19 protein-coding genes, 2 tRNA genes and 1 pseudogene are annotated in these 15,079 nt (G+C 57.6%); 9 read left to right on the top strand and 13 right to left on the bottom strand.

Going from position 1 to position 15,079, the window contains the following annotated elements; translation table 11 throughout:
• Positions 1-241 (top strand): annotated as a pseudogene (locus G392_RS13950) (hypothetical protein); the annotation flags it as partial.
• Between the two features lie 93 nt (positions 242-334).
• Here G392_RS13950 and G392_RS13105 read toward each other — a convergent pair.
• The 7 genes from G392_RS13105 to G392_RS12590 form a co-directional block, all read right to left on the bottom strand.
• On the bottom strand, positions 335-1,186 hold the full coding sequence (locus G392_RS13105; RefSeq protein WP_027009924.1) for a hypothetical protein: 852 nt from the start codon (positions 1,184-1,186) through the stop codon (positions 335-337).
• Positions 1,167-1,862 (bottom strand): ATP phosphoribosyltransferase, encoded by a 696-nt coding sequence (gene hisG, locus G392_RS12595; protein ID WP_051255661.1) that lies wholly within the window; start codon positions 1,860-1,862, stop codon positions 1,167-1,169. The genes G392_RS13105 and hisG overlap by 20 nt, the downstream gene beginning before the upstream one ends.
• Positions 1,863-1,865: 3 nt before the next feature.
• Complete coding sequence (locus G392_RS0108710; protein ID WP_027009923.1) at positions 1,866-2,495, bottom strand: SCO family protein; 630 nt, start codon at positions 2,493-2,495, stop codon at positions 1,866-1,868.
• Between the two features lie 171 nt (positions 2,496-2,666).
• A tRNA-Asp gene (locus tag G392_RS0108700) sits at positions 2,667-2,743 on the bottom strand.
• Positions 2,744-2,778: 35 nt separating this feature from the next.
• Positions 2,779-2,854 (bottom strand) — tRNA-Val (locus tag G392_RS0108695).
• A gap of 106 nt (positions 2,855-2,960) precedes the next feature.
• Positions 2,961-3,554: a GTP cyclohydrolase II gene (gene ribA / locus G392_RS0108690; protein WP_027009922.1), complete on the bottom strand. Its 594-nt coding sequence runs from the start codon at positions 3,552-3,554 to the stop codon at positions 2,961-2,963.
• Positions 3,551-4,228, bottom strand: a complete 678-nt coding sequence (locus tag G392_RS12590; RefSeq protein ID WP_156900871.1) for a GAF domain-containing protein — start codon at positions 4,226-4,228, stop codon at positions 3,551-3,553. Before G392_RS12590 ends, ribA begins: the two co-directional genes overlap by 4 nt.
• 173 nt (positions 4,229-4,401) lie before the next feature.
• Between G392_RS12590 and G392_RS0108680 the strand changes: the two genes are divergently transcribed.
• Positions 4,402-5,193, top strand: coding sequence for a substrate-binding periplasmic protein (locus tag G392_RS0108680; protein WP_027009921.1), 792 nt, complete (start codon positions 4,402-4,404; stop codon positions 5,191-5,193).
• A gap of 356 nt (positions 5,194-5,549) precedes the next feature.
• Here the strand turns inward: G392_RS0108680 and ffh are convergent, their stop codons facing one another.
• Both ffh and G392_RS0108665 read right to left on the bottom strand, forming a co-directional pair.
• Positions 5,550-6,926 (bottom strand): signal recognition particle protein, encoded by a 1,377-nt coding sequence (gene ffh / locus G392_RS0108670; RefSeq protein WP_027009919.1) that lies wholly within the window; start codon positions 6,924-6,926, stop codon positions 5,550-5,552.
• 111 nt (positions 6,927-7,037) lie between these two features.
• Complete coding sequence (locus tag G392_RS0108665) at positions 7,038-7,574, bottom strand: c-type cytochrome (RefSeq protein ID WP_027009918.1); 537 nt, start codon at positions 7,572-7,574, stop codon at positions 7,038-7,040.
• A gap of 162 nt (positions 7,575-7,736) precedes the next feature.
• Here G392_RS0108665 and G392_RS0108660 point away from each other — a divergent pair, with 162 nt between their 5' ends.
• The 7 genes from G392_RS0108660 (at position 7,737) to G392_RS0108630 (ending at position 12,081) form a co-directional block, all read left to right on the top strand.
• Entirely contained in the window at positions 7,737-8,594 is an 858-nt protein-coding gene (locus tag G392_RS0108660) for an SDR family oxidoreductase (protein WP_027009917.1), read from the top strand.
• 12 nt (positions 8,595-8,606) lie between these two features.
• Positions 8,607-9,086, top strand: coding sequence for a 2-C-methyl-D-erythritol 2,4-cyclodiphosphate synthase (gene ispF / locus G392_RS0108655; RefSeq protein ID WP_027009916.1), 480 nt, complete (start codon positions 8,607-8,609; stop codon positions 9,084-9,086).
• A 73-nt stretch (positions 9,087-9,159) separates the two neighbouring features.
• Positions 9,160-9,825, top strand: coding sequence for a ribose-5-phosphate isomerase RpiA (gene rpiA / locus G392_RS0108650; RefSeq protein WP_034334911.1), 666 nt, complete (start codon positions 9,160-9,162; stop codon positions 9,823-9,825).
• A gap of 63 nt (positions 9,826-9,888) precedes the next feature.
• Positions 9,889-10,470 carry a thermonuclease family protein gene (locus G392_RS12585; protein ID WP_034334906.1) on the top strand — a complete coding sequence of 194 codons (582 nt, stop codon included), beginning with the start codon at positions 9,889-9,891 and terminating at the stop codon, positions 10,468-10,470.
• Between the two features lie 9 nt (positions 10,471-10,479).
• Positions 10,480-11,043 (top strand): thermonuclease family protein, encoded by a 564-nt coding sequence (locus tag G392_RS12580; RefSeq protein ID WP_051255659.1) that lies wholly within the window; start codon positions 10,480-10,482, stop codon positions 11,041-11,043.
• A 58-nt stretch (positions 11,044-11,101) separates the two neighbouring features.
• Entirely contained in the window at positions 11,102-11,665 is a 564-nt protein-coding gene (locus G392_RS0108635) for a biotin transporter BioY (protein WP_027009914.1), read from the top strand.
• A complete protein-coding gene (locus G392_RS0108630; protein WP_027009913.1) occupies positions 11,665-12,081 on the top strand; it encodes a hypothetical protein in 417 nt (138 codons plus the stop codon). Before G392_RS0108635 ends, G392_RS0108630 begins: the two co-directional genes overlap by 1 nt.
• Before the next feature lie 40 nt (positions 12,082-12,121).
• Here the strand turns inward: G392_RS0108630 and fabF are convergent, their stop codons facing one another.
• The 4 genes from fabF to G392_RS13100 all read right to left on the bottom strand — a co-directional run.
• Positions 12,122-13,369, bottom strand: coding sequence for a beta-ketoacyl-ACP synthase II (gene fabF / locus G392_RS0108625; RefSeq protein WP_027009912.1), 1,248 nt, complete (start codon positions 13,367-13,369; stop codon positions 12,122-12,124).
• 97 nt (positions 13,370-13,466) lie between these two features.
• Positions 13,467-13,706, bottom strand: a complete 240-nt coding sequence (gene acpP, locus G392_RS0108620) for an acyl carrier protein (RefSeq protein WP_027009911.1) — start codon at positions 13,704-13,706, stop codon at positions 13,467-13,469.
• Positions 13,707-13,855: 149 nt separating this feature from the next.
• On the bottom strand, positions 13,856-14,125 hold the full coding sequence (locus G392_RS0108615; protein WP_027009910.1) for an oxidative damage protection protein: 270 nt from the start codon (positions 14,123-14,125) through the stop codon (positions 13,856-13,858).
• Between the two features lie 85 nt (positions 14,126-14,210).
• The coding region (locus G392_RS13100; RefSeq protein ID WP_425393416.1) for a M10 family metallopeptidase C-terminal domain-containing protein at positions 14,211-15,079 on the bottom strand (869 nt) is incomplete at its 5' end.

Raw genomic sequence — 15,079 nt, 5'->3', positions numbered from 1 at the left:
GATGTTATCCAAAAAAGGTTCGGCAGTATTGCGTGCGGCCTTGTATCTGCCTGCGGTCGTGTCAAAGAAATACAACCCTGATATTGCCGCCCAATACGCCCGTCTGCTGCAAAGGCAAAAAACGCCGATGCAGGCATTGGGCGCGGCGATGCGTAAATTGGTACATATTTGCTTTGGCGTATTGAAGCATCAAACGGTTTATCAGTCCCGTCAGTTGGAAATTTCTGCTACGGGAGCTTGACTGGAAAGATGGTATCTACACCTGCTTCGATTTGGATTCCCGCCTGCGCGGGAATGACGGTGCAAAGATTTTTCGGTCAATTGATGACACGCCCTAGGTGCGGTAACGCACGTTTTCCGCCACATCGATGCTGATGCTGCCTTCCTGTTCGAGTTGGGCGACCATGCGTGCCGCCGCGTATTCGTCGGCGCACAGGGCGGTTTGCAGCACGCGCAGCAAATCGGCTTTTTTCTTGGGGCGGGTTTTGCCAATCAGGCGCAAAACCCGCTCGTCCGCAACGGCTTCCAAAGCGGCGGCGGATTCGGCGGCGGGCGCATGGTCTGCTTGGTGTTCGGGCGCGGCGGGCGCGGGTGCTGTTTCTTCGCCCGCAGGGGTGTCTGTTGCCGCAACAGGCTGTGCGCTTTCGTTCCCGTGCGCGGGGGCAGATGCGGCAACCGGCAGCGCCGGCGCAGATGGGTGGTGGGGCAAGGCAGGTGCGGGCGGACGGCGGTGCAGCATGGGCAGACGTTCGGTTTTGTCGGGCAGGGCGGGCAGGCTTTCGCCGCCGCCGATGTGCCACACGCCCTCGCGCCATGCGGCTTTGCGTTGGCGTTTGAGCTGTTTGCGCTGTTTTTTGCCCAATTTGCGCCACAAACGCACGTCGGCATCGCCATACACCTGCTGCAAACGGGCAAGTGCGGCGGCAAGTTTTTTGCGTTTGGCAATCACGCTGATGCGGGCGCGGTGGTTTTCCGTCAGCAGGTTTTTCAGCAGGGCGGTGATGGCGGCAACGGGACGGCATTCGCTCAAATCCACCACTTCCGCCGCCGCGTGTTTGCGGGCAAAGGCAAGGGCGCGTTTGAGCGTGCGTTTGCGGGCAGCAAGCAGGAACACCGCGCCTGTTTTGGCGGGAATGTGTTTCAAATCCGCTTTGGCGGTTTCCAAATCAATCAGCAGAATGTTCATTATCGGTTTCCTTGTCGTGTGTGGGGGTGTCGGAAGCAACGGCGCGGGCAAAGGCCTGAATCACCGGCTCAAGCAGCGCGTATTTGGTTTTCAAAGCGGCTTTGTTCACCACCAAACGGCTGGAAATGTCGGCAATATGCTCCACCGCTTCCAAACGGTTGGCTTTGAGCGTGCCGCCGGTGGACACCAAATCCACAATCGCATCACTCAAGCCCACCAAAGGCGCAAGCTCCATCGAGCCGTAGAGCTTGATGATGTCCACATGCACGCCTTTGGCGGCAAAATGGGCGGCGGCGATGTCGGGGTATTTGGTTGCCACGCGCAAACGCCGTCCGGGTTGCGAAGCCGCTTGGTAATCAAACCCCTGCCGCACCGCCACCATCATACGGCATCGGGCAATGTGCAAATCGAGCGGCTGATACAGCCCTTCCCCGCCGTGCTCGGTCAAAACGTCCTTGCCCGCAATGCCCAAATCCGCCGCGCCGTATTGCACATAAGTCGGCACATCGGTGGCGCGGACAATCACCAAACGCACCTGCTCGCGGTTGGTGGCGATAATCAGCTTGCGCGACTGCTCGGGGTCTTCGGCAGGAACAATGCCCGCCACCGCCAAAAGCGGCAGGGTTTCGTCAAAAATGCGCCCTTTGGACAGCGCGATGGTCAATTGTTCGGACATGATTCAAGGCTTGCGGTGGTTTAACAAGATGCGGATGTCGGCGGCGATTTGCTCGGGGCTGTGTCCGTACGGCACAAACACAAGGGCATCGCCTTTGCGGTCGAGCAAATACGCGCCGGGCGTGTGGTCCATATTATACGCGGTGGGCGATTTGATTTCCGCCTTGGCGGCAACGATGCGGTATTGCTGTTTGACCAGCGCCAAAGACTGCCCTTCCGTTGCCGTCAAACCGATAAAATCGGGGTGGAACTGCTTGACGTAACGACCGATTAAATCGGGCGTGTCGCGCTCGGGGTCGATGCTGACAAACACCACCGCCACATCTGCCGCTTCCGCACCCAACAGCTTGACGGCTTCGGCATAACCCAGCAGCTCGGTGGGGCAGACATCGGGGCAGTGCGAAAAACCAAACGCCAGCAATACCACTTTGCCGCGCAATTGCTTCAGGGAAAAGGGCTTGCCTGTGCCGTCCGTCAAAGTGAAATCGCCGCCGATGCGGTCATCGGGGCGCACGGGCGAGCCTTGAAACGCGGCTTGGGCGGGCGCGGAAGCCGCAGACGGCGCGGCAGCCTGTCCGCCGCACGCCGACAACAGCACCGTCAGCAGCAGCGCGGACAACATTCCTGTTTTCATTGAAATTCCTTTGTGTGGTTGCGGGCGTGCCTTTATGCGCCGACACACGGAGCCGATGCCCCGCCCGATTCAAGCGGCGCACGGGCAGCGCAAGGCGCATCATACCAGCCGCGCCCGCGATTCCGCAAACGGAAAAAATCCCTTGACGGGTCATCAAGGGATTTTGTGATGTGGCGCGGTGGACGGGGCTCGAACCCGCGACCACCGGCGTGACAGGCCGGTACTCTAACCAACTGAGCTACCACCGCGCAACGGTTACCGCAATGCGGCAAACCGAGAAACTTGGTGGGTGATGACGGAGTCGAACCGCCGACATGCTGCTTGTAAGGCAGACGCTCTACCAACTGAGCTAATCACCCGTGTTTCGCAGCAGCGAAAGACGTTATTAAACCAATTTTGCCTGCGTTTGGCAAGGGAATTGGCACGCTGAAAAATCAGTTTGATGATTTTTATTGAAAAATAGTTTCAGGTTTTCGGCAGCATGTGGCGCAGTTTTTCGGCTTTGGTGTTGAGGTAGGCTTGGTTGTGGGGGTTGGCGCCCACGTGCAGGGGAATGCGCCCGACCACGTTGATGCCGCAATCGCGCAGGGTTTGCAGTTTGTCGGGGTTGTTGGTGAGCAGTTTGACGCTGCCGATGCCCAAGTGGTCGTAGATGTGTTTGGCAAGGGTGAAGTCGCGGGCGTCAACGGGCAAGCCCAGTGCCATATTCGCTTCTACGGTGTCCAAGCCGGTGTCTTGCAGGGCGTAGGCGCGGATTTTGTTGATGAGTCCGATGCCGCGCCCTTCTTGGCGCAGGTAAACGATGACGCCGCGTCCTTCGGTTTGTACGGCTTGCATTGCCGCTTGCAGTTGCGGGCCGCAGTCGCATTTGCGCGAAAACAGGGCGTCGCCGGTCAGGCATTCGGAATGGATGCGCGACAGGACGGGCGCGCCGTCTGTCACGTCGCCCATGACGATGGCAAGGTGTTCGCGCCCGTCCGGCTGTTGGAAGCCGTGCAGGGTAAACAGTCCGTATTCGGTGGGCAGACGGCATCGGGCGGTGTGGGTGAGCGGATTCATGTGCGGGTGGCGGGCAAAGGGGCGATTGTACCCGACAATTCCGCGCAGGTCTGCAATGCGGACACCGCGCCGTGCAGTGCCAATGCCAAGCCGACCCATGTACACAGGGCGTGGTCGCCGTCATCGCCGGTGCGGGCGTATTCGATGTGGAGTACGCCCCACACGCGCCCGTCTGTCGCGCACAGGGGCAAACAGGTTTGGGCGGCGCTGCGGCGGTTGTGCGCGCCGTTCAGGCTGCCGTTGTCGAGCCAACGGGCGGTGTCGCCGGCACGGTTGAGCCAACCGGTTTGGGCGGTACGTGCCGCCAGATGGGTTTGGGCGTGCGCTTCGTCTGCGGGCAGTGCCGGTTCGAGCGGTTTGCCCTGTTGCGCCACACACAGCAACAGCCCTTGTTCGGGCAACAGGCGGTACACGGCGGCACTTTGCACGCGCTGCCGTTCACACGAGGCGTCCAAAGCGATGAAAATTTGTTTCAAATGCTCGGTATTTTCTTTATTTTCAACTAGATAATCAACCAAGCGCACCGTTGCCCCGCCGCGCCACAACACGCCGTGTTCCACAACCGCCCGTTCGGCGCTCATCACCGCCCGCGCCGTCGCATACGCCACCGCCACATCATCGGCGTTCAGGCGCAAGCCCTGTGTTTGCAAATAGTCTTTGATGATTTCGGACATGATGTTTTTTCCTTTCGCCGTGCCGCCGTCCCGTTTGTCGGGCAAGGGCGAACACGATACAATAATATGCTTTGCCCTGATTCGGACGGGCTGCCGCCCTGCCCGAACAAAAGTTTATTTTAACGCCGCCAAAGGCGCAGCCCAATAATCAATAATCAAGGAGAAGCACCCAAATGAAAAAAACCCTGTTGTCGCTGATGTGTACGCTCGGACTGCTGTGCGGCTGCGGCGATGCCGCCGAATCTGCCGCCGCCGCTTCCGCCACCGCCGCCGACAAACAAACAGTTTACCGCGTGGCGGCGGAAATCGACCTGCCGTTTACCGTACAAGGCCCCAACGGCACGATAGACGGCTTCGACTACGAGCTGCTCAAAGCCATCGGCGCCCAACACGGCTTTGACGTACAGTTTGAAGCACACTCGCGGTCGGGCATGTTTGAAGCATTGGCGGGCAAACAGGCAGACATCGTGGCAAGCGGCATCTACCTGAACGACGAGCGCAAAATCCGTTTTGAAGCCACCGAGCCGTATATGGAAAGCGGCACCGTGTTTCTGGTGCGCGAAGGCACGGGCATCAACGGCTTGGGCGGCATGGCGGGCAAACGCATCGCGGTCAAAGGTCAAACCGTTGCCGAAGGGCTGGTCAAAACCGTATTGGGCGAAGACAACTACAGCGTCCACCCGACCCTGTGGCTGGCATTCAAAGACCTGATGACCGGACGCGCCGATGCCGTTTTGGGCGACGAAGCCAGTCTGCGCCACTACGCCCAAGAATACCCCGAAGAAAAACTGGTTTTGCTCGACAACCTCAACCGCCCACGCGAACACTATGTTTTTCTGGTACAAAAAGGCAACAAACCCCTGCTCGACAAACTGAACAAAGGGCTGGCGCAAGCCCGTGCGGACGGCACCTACCAACGTTTGCACAGCAAATGGTTTGAAGGCAAACCCGGTCATACGCATTAGCGTGCGCCATCAATTAGCCGAAAAAACACGCCACCGTCATTCCCGCGAATGCGGGAATCCACTGCCTGATGTTTGTGAAGCAATGTTTTGTCAATGCTTTTTGAAATTTGTTTTGGATTCCCGCATTCGCGGGAATGACGGTGCAGCAAGCGTAGCTTGGGTTGAAACGAAATGAAAACCCAACATTTTTCCGAAAATTTATGGATTTTGTTGGGTTTGCGCTTCGCGCCAACCCAAGCCACACCTGCGCGGGAATGACGGTGCAGTGGTTTTCAGTCAATTGATGACGCCCCCCCCCAAAACACATCATCATTGAAATTGTGCCGCCAAAATCCGCGCACGGGCGCGAAACACCGCTAAAACGGCATTTTCCCGTTTGGGAACATGCCTTTCATGCCCTTTGCCATCCGCATCAGCTTGGTCATATTGCGCCCGCTAAACATCTTGATGACCTGCTGCGACTGCTCAAACTGCTTGAGCATTTTGTTCACCTCCTGCACGGTCACGCCCGCGCCCGCCGCAATGCGCCGTTTGCGGCTGGCCTTGAGCAGCGCGGGATTGGCACGTTCTTTCGGCGTCATGGAATTGATGATGGCTTCCACATGCCCCATCGCCTTTTCCGCCGTGCCTTCGGGGATTTGTTTGGAAAGCTGACCCAACTCGCCCGGCATTTTGGACAACAGGTTTTCAAAACCGCCCATGTTTCTCATCTGCTGGATTTGCGCTTTAAAATCATTTAAATCAAACGACTTGCCCTTGTTCAGCTTTTTCGCCATCTGCGCGGCAACGTCTTCGTCAATGCCCTTTTGCACGTCCTCAATCAGGGTCATCACATCGCCCATGCCGAGAATGCGGCCGGCGATGCGGTCGGGGTGGAACGGCTCCAAACCGTTCACTTTTTCGCCGACGCCGATAAATTTAATCGGTTTGCCCGTTACCTGCCGCACCGACAAAGCCGCACCGCCGCGCGAATCGCCGTCCATTTTGGTGAGAATCACGCCGGTGAGCGGCAGGGCTTCGTCAAAGGCTTTGGCGGTGTTTACCGCGTCCTGACCCAACATCGCGTCCACCACAAACAGGGTTTCCACCGGTTTTAATTCGGCGTGCAGGATTTTGATTTCCGACATCATTTCTTCGTCAATCGCCAAACGTCCCGCCGTGTCCACCATCAGCACGTCATAAAAATGCTTTTTGGCGTAATCCTGCGCGGCGCGGATGATTTCCACCGGTTTTTGCGCGGGGTCGGACGGAAAAAAATCCACATTTACCTGTTGCGCCAATAATTTAAGCTGCTCAATTGCGGCAGGGCGGTACACGTCTGCCGATACGGTGAGGATTTTCTTTTTCTTGTCCTGTTCTTTCAACAGCCGCGCCAGTTTGCCGACCGTGGTGGTTTTGCCCGCGCCCTGCAAACCCGCCATCAAAATCACCGCAGGCGGCACGGCGGCCAGGTTTAAGGCGCTGTTTTGTTTGCCCATCAGCTCAATCAGGGCTTCATTGACGATGCCGAAAAAGGCTTGGTCGGGGGTCAGATTGTCGGCGACTTCGTGTCCGAGCGCGCGTTCTTTGATTTGATTGACAAAATCTTTGACCACCGGCAGGGCAACGTCCGCCTCCAGCAGCGCAAGGCGCACTTCGCGCAAGGCGGCTTTGATGTTGTCTTCGGTGAGGACGGCGTTGCCGCGTATGTTTTTGAAAATTTTACTGAAACGGTTGGTTAAATTGTCGAGCATGGCGCATTTCTCCGCGTGGGGGTAAATTGTGCGGCATTTTAACACAACGGCTTCAAGGGCATAAAAAATCCGTCCGCAAAAATACTTGCGGACGGACGGACGGGCAAAACCTTATTCTTCGGCGCGGAAGGCATCATGGCAGCTTTGGCACGATGCGCCCACAGGCTCGAATGCGGCTTTGATGTCTTCCAGCTTGCCGCTTTGCGCTGCTTGATTCAGCGCGTCCACCGCTTCCAAAAATTTGTCGCGCTGTCCGGCAAAGGCTTCCGGCTGCAACCACACGGCAGACAAGGCACGGCCGTTGCCGTTCGGGTCGTTTTGAAAATGCTCGAACGGCACACGCGCATCTTGAGCAAAGGCGGCGGCGAGTTCTTTGAATTTGTCCGCATCAAAGGCGTCATCGCCGTTTGCCATTTTGCGCATGCCGGAAAACGCGGGCATCATGGCTTTGAATGTGGCGCTGCGCTCTTTGGAAATGTCGCCCTTGCCTTTGGCAAAGGTTTGACCGGACGCGCCGCCCGTTTCCACCACCGAAGCGGCGGGTGCGGAAGCGTTGTTTTGCTCTTGCGCCGCTTCGGACGCGCCGCCGCCGCACGCGCCCAGCAGCAGCGCGGCCAACGGCACAAGCCAATATCGTTTCGGGTTCATGGTTTGTGTTTCCGTGTTCTTGTTGTGAAAGCGTTTATCTTACCATGTTTTAATCCGCAGGACGACACATCACGCACCGCGCCGTGTCTGCACAAACGGCTTAAACTTTGCCCTTGATGGTGTTATGATTGCACGGTTTTTCCATCTGCAAAGGACACGATTATGGCGATTTTGATTACCGGCGCATCGGCGGGTTTCGGCGCGGCGATGGCGCGGCGTTTCGTGCAAGCGGGTTATCCCGTTGTCGGCATGGCGCGGCGCGGCGACAAGCTGCACGCCCTGAAAGAACAATTGGGCGATATGTTTCAAATTTTGGAAGCCGACCTCACCGACAAAATCGCGGTGGACGCGGCGCTGGGCAGTTTGCACAATCTGCCCGAAGCCTTCCGCCAAATCGATTGCTTGGTGAACAATGCGGGCTTGGCACTCGGGCTCGACCCCGCCCAAGAAGCGGATTTTGACGACTGGGAAACCGTGATTCAAACCAATATTGTCGGTTTGGCGTATCTCACCCGCCAAGTGCTGCCGCAAATGGTGGCACGGAACAAGGGCTACATCATCAATTTGGGCTCGATTGCCGCAAATTATCCCTATCCGGGCGGCAATGTGTACGGCGCCAGCAAGGCATTTGTCCGCCAATTCAGCCTCAACCTCCGCGCCGACCTGCACGGCACGGGCGTGCGCGTGAGCGTGGTGGAGCCGGGCTTGTGCGGCGGCACGGAGTTTTCCTACGTGCGCTTTAAAGGCGACAGCGAACGCGCCGATGCGCTGTACCGCCACACCGATTCTTTAAGCGCGGACGACATCGCCGAAACCGTGCTGTGGCTGTACCAACGCCCCGCGCATATGAATGTGAACAGCTTGGAAATCATGCCCGTATCGCAAAGTTTCGGCGCATTGCCGGTACACCGCACGCCGCCCCCGCCGCCGCCACCACCACCGCCCGTTGCCGCAGATGCGCCCGCGCCGCAGCCAAAAGAAAAAACCCTGCTGGAACGCTTGAGCGATTGGTTGAAATAAAGGAAACAGAACATGGATTTTCGCATCGGTCAAGGTTATGACGTGCATCAGCTCGTCCCCGACCGCCCTTTGATTTTGGGCGGCGTACACATTCCCTTTGAAAAAGGTTTGCTGGGGCATTCCGATGCCGATATTTTGCTGCACGCCGTTACCGATGCGCTGCTCGGTGCGGCGGGTTTGGGCGACATCGGCACGCATTTTCCCGACACCGCCGCCGAGTTCAAAGATGCCGACAGCCGCGATTTGCTGCGCCGCGCTTATGCCGCCGTGCGCGAAGCGGGTTGGCGCATCGTCAATTTGGACAGCACGATTATCGCCCAGCAGCCCAAGCTCAAACCGCACATTCCCGCCATGCGTGCCAACTTGTCCGCCGATTTGGATTTGCCCGAAAACCGCATCAACATCAAAGGCAAAACCAATGAACAACTGGGCTATTTGGGGCGCATGGAGGGCATGGAGGCGCAAGCTGTGGTGTTGCTTCAGGCTGCTTAAAAAACCATTCCCCCTCCCCTGCTGGCGGGGGAGGGTCGGGGTGGGGGAAACTATTTTTAATTGGAAAATCAATATGAACCAAGACGAACTCAAACGCCAAGCCGCCATCAAAGCGGTGGAATTTGTCCCCGAAAACGAATACATCGGCATCGGCACGGGCAGCACCGTCAATCACTTTATCCGCGCACTCGGCGAAAGCGGCAAAACCGTCAAAGGCGCGGTGTCCACGTCGCGGCAAAGCTCCGAGCTGATGGCGCAATACGGCATTCCCGAAATCCACCCCAACGAAGTGTCGTCCCTGCCCGTGTACATTGACGGCGCGGACGAAATCAACCATTTGCTGCAAATGATAAAAGGCGGCGGCGGCGCGCATTTGAGCGAAAAAATCGTTGCCAATCTCGCGCAAAAATTCATCTGCATCGCCGATGAAAGCAAATATGTTTCCCGTTTGGGGAAATTCCCCTTGCCGGTGGAAGTTGTGCCGATGGCGCGGTCGATGGCATCGCGGGAATTGGTGAAACTGGGCGGCCGTCCCGAATTGCGTATCGGTTTTAAAACATTGAACGGGAATGAAATTGTGGACGTGCACGGCTTGGATTTGAGCCGCCCGATGGAAATGGAAACCCGTTTGAACGGCATTTTGGGCGTGGTGGAAAACGGTTTGTTTGCCCACCGTCCTGCCGATGTGCTGCTGCTGGCGGGCAAAGACGGCGTGAAAATGCTGACGGCGCAGGCGTAAATATCTTTGCGGGCTGCCTGAAACCCGTTCGGGCAGCCCGCCTTTTTATCGGAAAGAAACAAAATGCTGCCAACATTCAAACTTCCCGCCCTGCTTGCCGCCCTGCTGCTGGCAGGTGCGTGCGCTCCGCTTGCCCCGCCGCCGTCCGCGCCCGATGCGCCCCTTGCCGCTCCGCCTGCCGCAGCCGCCACGGGGCAGCATTACCGCGCCGTGATTACCGCCGTTTCCGATGGCGACACCGTCCGTGTCCGCACGGCCGGCGGGCAAACCCGCAGAATCCGCCTTGCCTTTATCGATGCGCCCGAAACCACGCAGCCTCACGGCATGGAAAGCCGCGCCGCGCTTGCCGCGCTGGTGGACGGTCGCGAAGCCGAAGTGGAAATCATCGATACCGACCGTTATCGGCGCGAAGTGGCGCGTTTGCGCGTGGACGGGCGCGATGTCAATTTCACCCAAGTGCAAAACGGTCATGCTTGGCATTACCGCTCCATCGCCAAACACAATCAGCGCAAAGACGATTACGCCCACTACGCCACTGCCGAACAATACGCCCGCGAACAACGCATCGGTTTGTGGCGGCAGCCCGACCCGACCGCGCCGTGGGACCACCGCCGCACCCGCCGCAAGGCAGACAAACCCCAGTAAAGGAATCACATGTTTCCCAAACCCAACGCCCGCCAACGCAAAAAACTGTATCAAACCGCCGCCGCCCTCATCACGGCGGCGGTGGTCGCCATCTTCGGCATTTCATCGGGCTCCAACAGCAGCAAAGAATACACCGGCACGGTGATTGCCGTTACAGACGGCGACACCGTGCGCCTGACCGACCACAACGGTCAGGCACAACGCATCCGCATGGCATTCATCGATGCGCCCGAATCGGCACAGGCACACGGCAAAGCCAGCCAAAACGCCCTGAAAAAAATGATTGAAGGCAAAAAAGTGCGCGTGGAAGTGGTCGATACCGACCAATACCGCCGCCAAGTCGCACGCATCCGCATCAACGGCGAAGACGTGAATTTCGCCCAAATAGCCAACGGCCATGCGTGGCATTACCAATCCATTGCCAAACGCAACCAGCCCAAAGACGACTACACCCGCTACGAAACCGCGCAAGCCGAAGCCAAGAAAAAACGCAAAGGCTTGTGGCGCGACCGCGATGCGCTTGCCCCATGGACATACCGCAAAGAAAAACGGGCGGGCAATGCCACCGAATAGTGCAAACGCCCCAAAAATGCTATGATGGCATTTTTTTGTCATTCAGGAGACGTCCATTATGTACGCCCAATTATCCGCCACCAAAAAATGGGCGGTGCAAAATCCCGTCCAAACCTTTCTGCTGCAAACCCTTATCGGCGCAAATGTGATTGCGCTGCTGGCGCAGCTTGCCATTCCCCTGCCCTTCGTGTCGATTACGGGACAGTCGCTGGGGGTAACCGTCATCGGCTTTGCACTGGGACGCAAAGCGGGAACGGCGGCGGTGCTGCTGTACCTGTTGGAAGGGGCAATGGGTTTTCCCGTATTCGCCAACGGTAAAGCGGGCTTGGCGGTACTGATGGGGCCTTCCGGCGGATATTTGTTCGGTTTTGTGGCAATGGCGTGGATTTTGGGTTATTTCAGCGACAAAGGCGTACTCCGTTCTTTGGGCAAGAGCATTGCCGTTGCTGTCTTGGCAAATGCGGTGATGTACGCCTTGGGGCTGGCGCAGCTTTCGTTGTTTGTCCCTGCCGACAAGGTATTGGCAGTGGGTTTGTACCCGTTTATCATCGGTGATTTGATTAAGGCGTGCATCGCTGCCGCAGCCGTTGCGCCCGCTTACCGCTTTTTCCAAAAGCTCTGATGCCCCATCACGCCCTGTTTGCCCGTCTGTCTGCCGTGCGCCGCGTGGCGTTTCACGGCAGGGGGCGCGGCTGGACGCGCTGCGGCGCGGGAACAGTGCTTGTGGAAAACATCAGCAACAATATCTTGTTGTTTCATGAATGTTTGCAGTTGGACGGCAAGCAGCGCAGCCGCGACTGTAAGCGTTGGTGTTTGCAGGACGGGGGACTGCTGTTGCTGCAACGCCGCCGCCATCACGGTTGGGAAACGATTTTCGCTTTTGCACGCAAACGCGATGCTTGGCACAGCAAGGCATTTTATTGTGCGCCGGACGGTTATTTCGGCAGTTTGCACCCGACAGATGCGGGAATCGAATTGCGGGTGCGGGTATGCGGTACCGGCAAAGATGATGTTTTGAAATCCGTTTATGCGGAATAAAAAAGCGGCGCATCACGCCGCTTGGTTACCGGTTGCCGCTTCAGCCGTCAAACTTTTTGAACACCAGCGTGCCGTTGGTGCCGCCGAAGCCGAAGGAGTTGGACGCAACGGCGCGGATGTTCATCTGCCGCGCTTCGTTGGCGCAGTAATCCAAATCGCAACCGTTTTCCAAATCCTGTTCCACCAAATTGATGGTGGGCGGCACCGCCTGATGATGAATCGCCAACACGCTGTACACCGCCTCCACGCCGCCCGCCGCGCCGAGCAAATGGCCAGTCATGGATTTAGTGGAGCTGACGACCAGTTTGTGCGCGTGTTCGCCAAACACCAGCTTTAAGGCATTGGTTTCGTTGGCATCGCCCAAAGGCGTGGACGTGCCGTGCGCGTTCACGTAATCAATTTCGTTGGGATTCAAGCCCGCATCGTTCAGAGCGCGTTGCAAGGCCAAGGCGGGGCCGTCCACATTCGGCGCGGTGATGTGGTGGGCATCGGAACTCATGCCGAAGCCGACCAGTTCGGCATAAATTTTCGCGCCGCGTTTTTTGGCGTGTTCCAATTCTTCCAGCACCAAAATCCCCGCGCCCTCGCCCATCACGAAGCCGTCCCGTCCTTTGTCCCAAGGGCGGGACGCGGCGGCGGGGTCGTCGTTGCGGGTGGACAGGGCTTTCATCGCCGCAAATCCGCCCACGCCCAGCGTGCATACCGCGCTTTCCGCGCCGCCCGCAATCATCACGTCCGCATCGCCGTATTTAATCATGCGGGCGGAATCGCCGATGGAATGTGCGCCGGTGGTGCAGGCAGACACCATGCCGTAGCTGGGGCCGCGATAGCCTTTGAGAATGGTTACATGACCGGCAATCAGGTTAATCAGCGAACCGGGGATAAAAAACGGGTTGATTTTGCGCGCGCCGCCCTTTTGCAGGATATTGGCGGTTTCTTCAATCAGGGGCAGGCCGCCGATGCCCGAACCGATGTTCACGCCGACACGGTTTTTATCCAAATCGGGCATATCGTCCAAGCCCGCGTCCGCCACCGCCTGCAAGGCGCCCGCGATGCCGAAATGGATAAACACGTCCATGCGGCGGGCTTCTTTGGCGGGAATGTGGGCGGTGATGTCAAAATCGCGCACTTCGCCGGCGATTTGGCAGGCCAGTTCGGAAGCGTCAAAACGGGTGATTTTGCCGATGCCGCTTTTGCCCGCCAGCAGGTTTTGCCACGCGGCGGCGGGGTCGTTGCCCACAGGCGACACCTGACCCAAGCCCGTTACCACAACACGTCTTTGATTCATGCAGATTCCTTTTCTGTTGCGCCGTTGCACAAGGTGTGAAAACAGCCCCCGATTGCGGCACAAGCCGCCCATCAGAGGCTGTCTTTGCCACAAGCAATCAATCCGGCTTGTTGGCGTTGATGTAATCGATGGCTGCCTGAACGGTGGTGATTTTTTCGGCATCTTCATCGGGGATTTCGCAGCCGAACGCCTCTTCCAGCGCCATCACCAGCTCGACCGTGTCCAAAGAATCCGCGCCCAAATCGTCTTGGAAAGACGATTCGTTTTTCACTTCGTCTTCGGCAACGCCCAGTTGCTCGGCAACAATTTTTTTCACTTGTTGTTCAATGTTTGACATGACTTTTGTCCTTAAAATAAATATGCCTTGCGGCGGTTGAGTCAAAGCACGCGGCCACAGCCGCACGCCTTTTGGGGTTTAATTGTACCCGAATGGATTAGGATTTTCCATCTAATTTTCTGATGGCGGGAACGCGAAAAAATAATCGCTTATGCTTGCGGCACGTAGCCTTGTACCGCGTCCGCACCGTCGCCGAAGAAATAATTTTCCATCTGCTGTGCCAAATACTCGCGGGCGCGGGGGTCGGCAAGGCTCAAACGGTTTTCGTTAATCAGCATGGTTTGGTGGCGCGTCCACGCTTCCCACGCTTCTTGCGACACATTGTCGAAAATGCGTTTGCCCAATTCGTTGGGAAGCGGCTGGAATTTCATCGCGGGTGCTTCTTTGCCCAGCTTGATACAGTGTACGGTGCGGCTCATCGCTCTGCCTTTGCGGAAAAACGCCCATGTTAGCAAAGTTCGCGCCAACCTGCAAAGTTTCGCCGCACCGTTTGTGGAAAATGCCTTATCCAATCAAAACAAAGCTGTTCCCGTCAATCGCCAAATCCGTGCCGATGGTGGCGAAATGCTGCCCCTGATACGACAATTGCCCGTTGCTTTGATTGTATTCGATGTGCTGTAATGCCGTTTCGGCACGGTCGATTGCGGTAAATACCCCGCGCTGCAAGCCGATTTTGTCTTCGCCTGCCGTGAAGTCGGTAACGGTGTCTACCGACAGCAAATCGCTGAACACGAATACGTCTTTGCCCGCGCCGCCCGTCAGGGTGTCCGTACCGCCTTTGCCTGCCAGCACGTTGTCCCGCGCATTGCCCACAATGTGGTTGGACAGGGCGTTGCCTGTGCCGTTTAAGGCATCGCCGAACAGGTGCAGGTTTTCGACATGGTCGCCCAGTGTGTAGTCGATGTAGCTGTGGACGGTGTCGGTGCCGTTGTTTTCGGTTTCGGTTACGGTGTCATCGGTGTGGTCAATCACGTAGGTGTCGTTGCCCGCTTCGCCCGCCAGGTTGTCGGCGCCTGCGCCGCCGTCCAGATAGTCGTTGCCCGCACCGCCTTTGACGGTGTCGTTGCCCGCGCCGCCGTAGATGGCGTTGTCGGCGTTGTTGCCGGTGAGTGTGTCGTTGTGCGCCGAGCCGATTAAGCGTTCGATTTGTGTGCCGTAGCCGATAAAGGCTTGGTTTTGGGTGTATTCATAGGCGTCGGTGGCATCGATGCGTCCGCTAATTTCGCCCACTGCGCCGGTTTTGCCGAAAAAGTCGCGCAAATAGGCTTCGCGGTTGGCGGCACGTCCCAGTCCGCTAATCGCAAACAGTTGGCTTTGTTCGCCCGCGTAAATCCATGAGCCGGGGGTGAGATTGACATTCACGCCTTGTGTTT

The organism is Conchiformibius kuhniae DSM 17694 (assembly GCF_000428785.1).
GTDB lineage: Bacteria > Pseudomonadota > Gammaproteobacteria > Burkholderiales > Neisseriaceae > Conchiformibius > Conchiformibius kuhniae.
The sequence above is the reverse complement of the archived record's forward strand: the minus strand, read 5'-3'. Positions and strand labels throughout refer to the sequence as shown.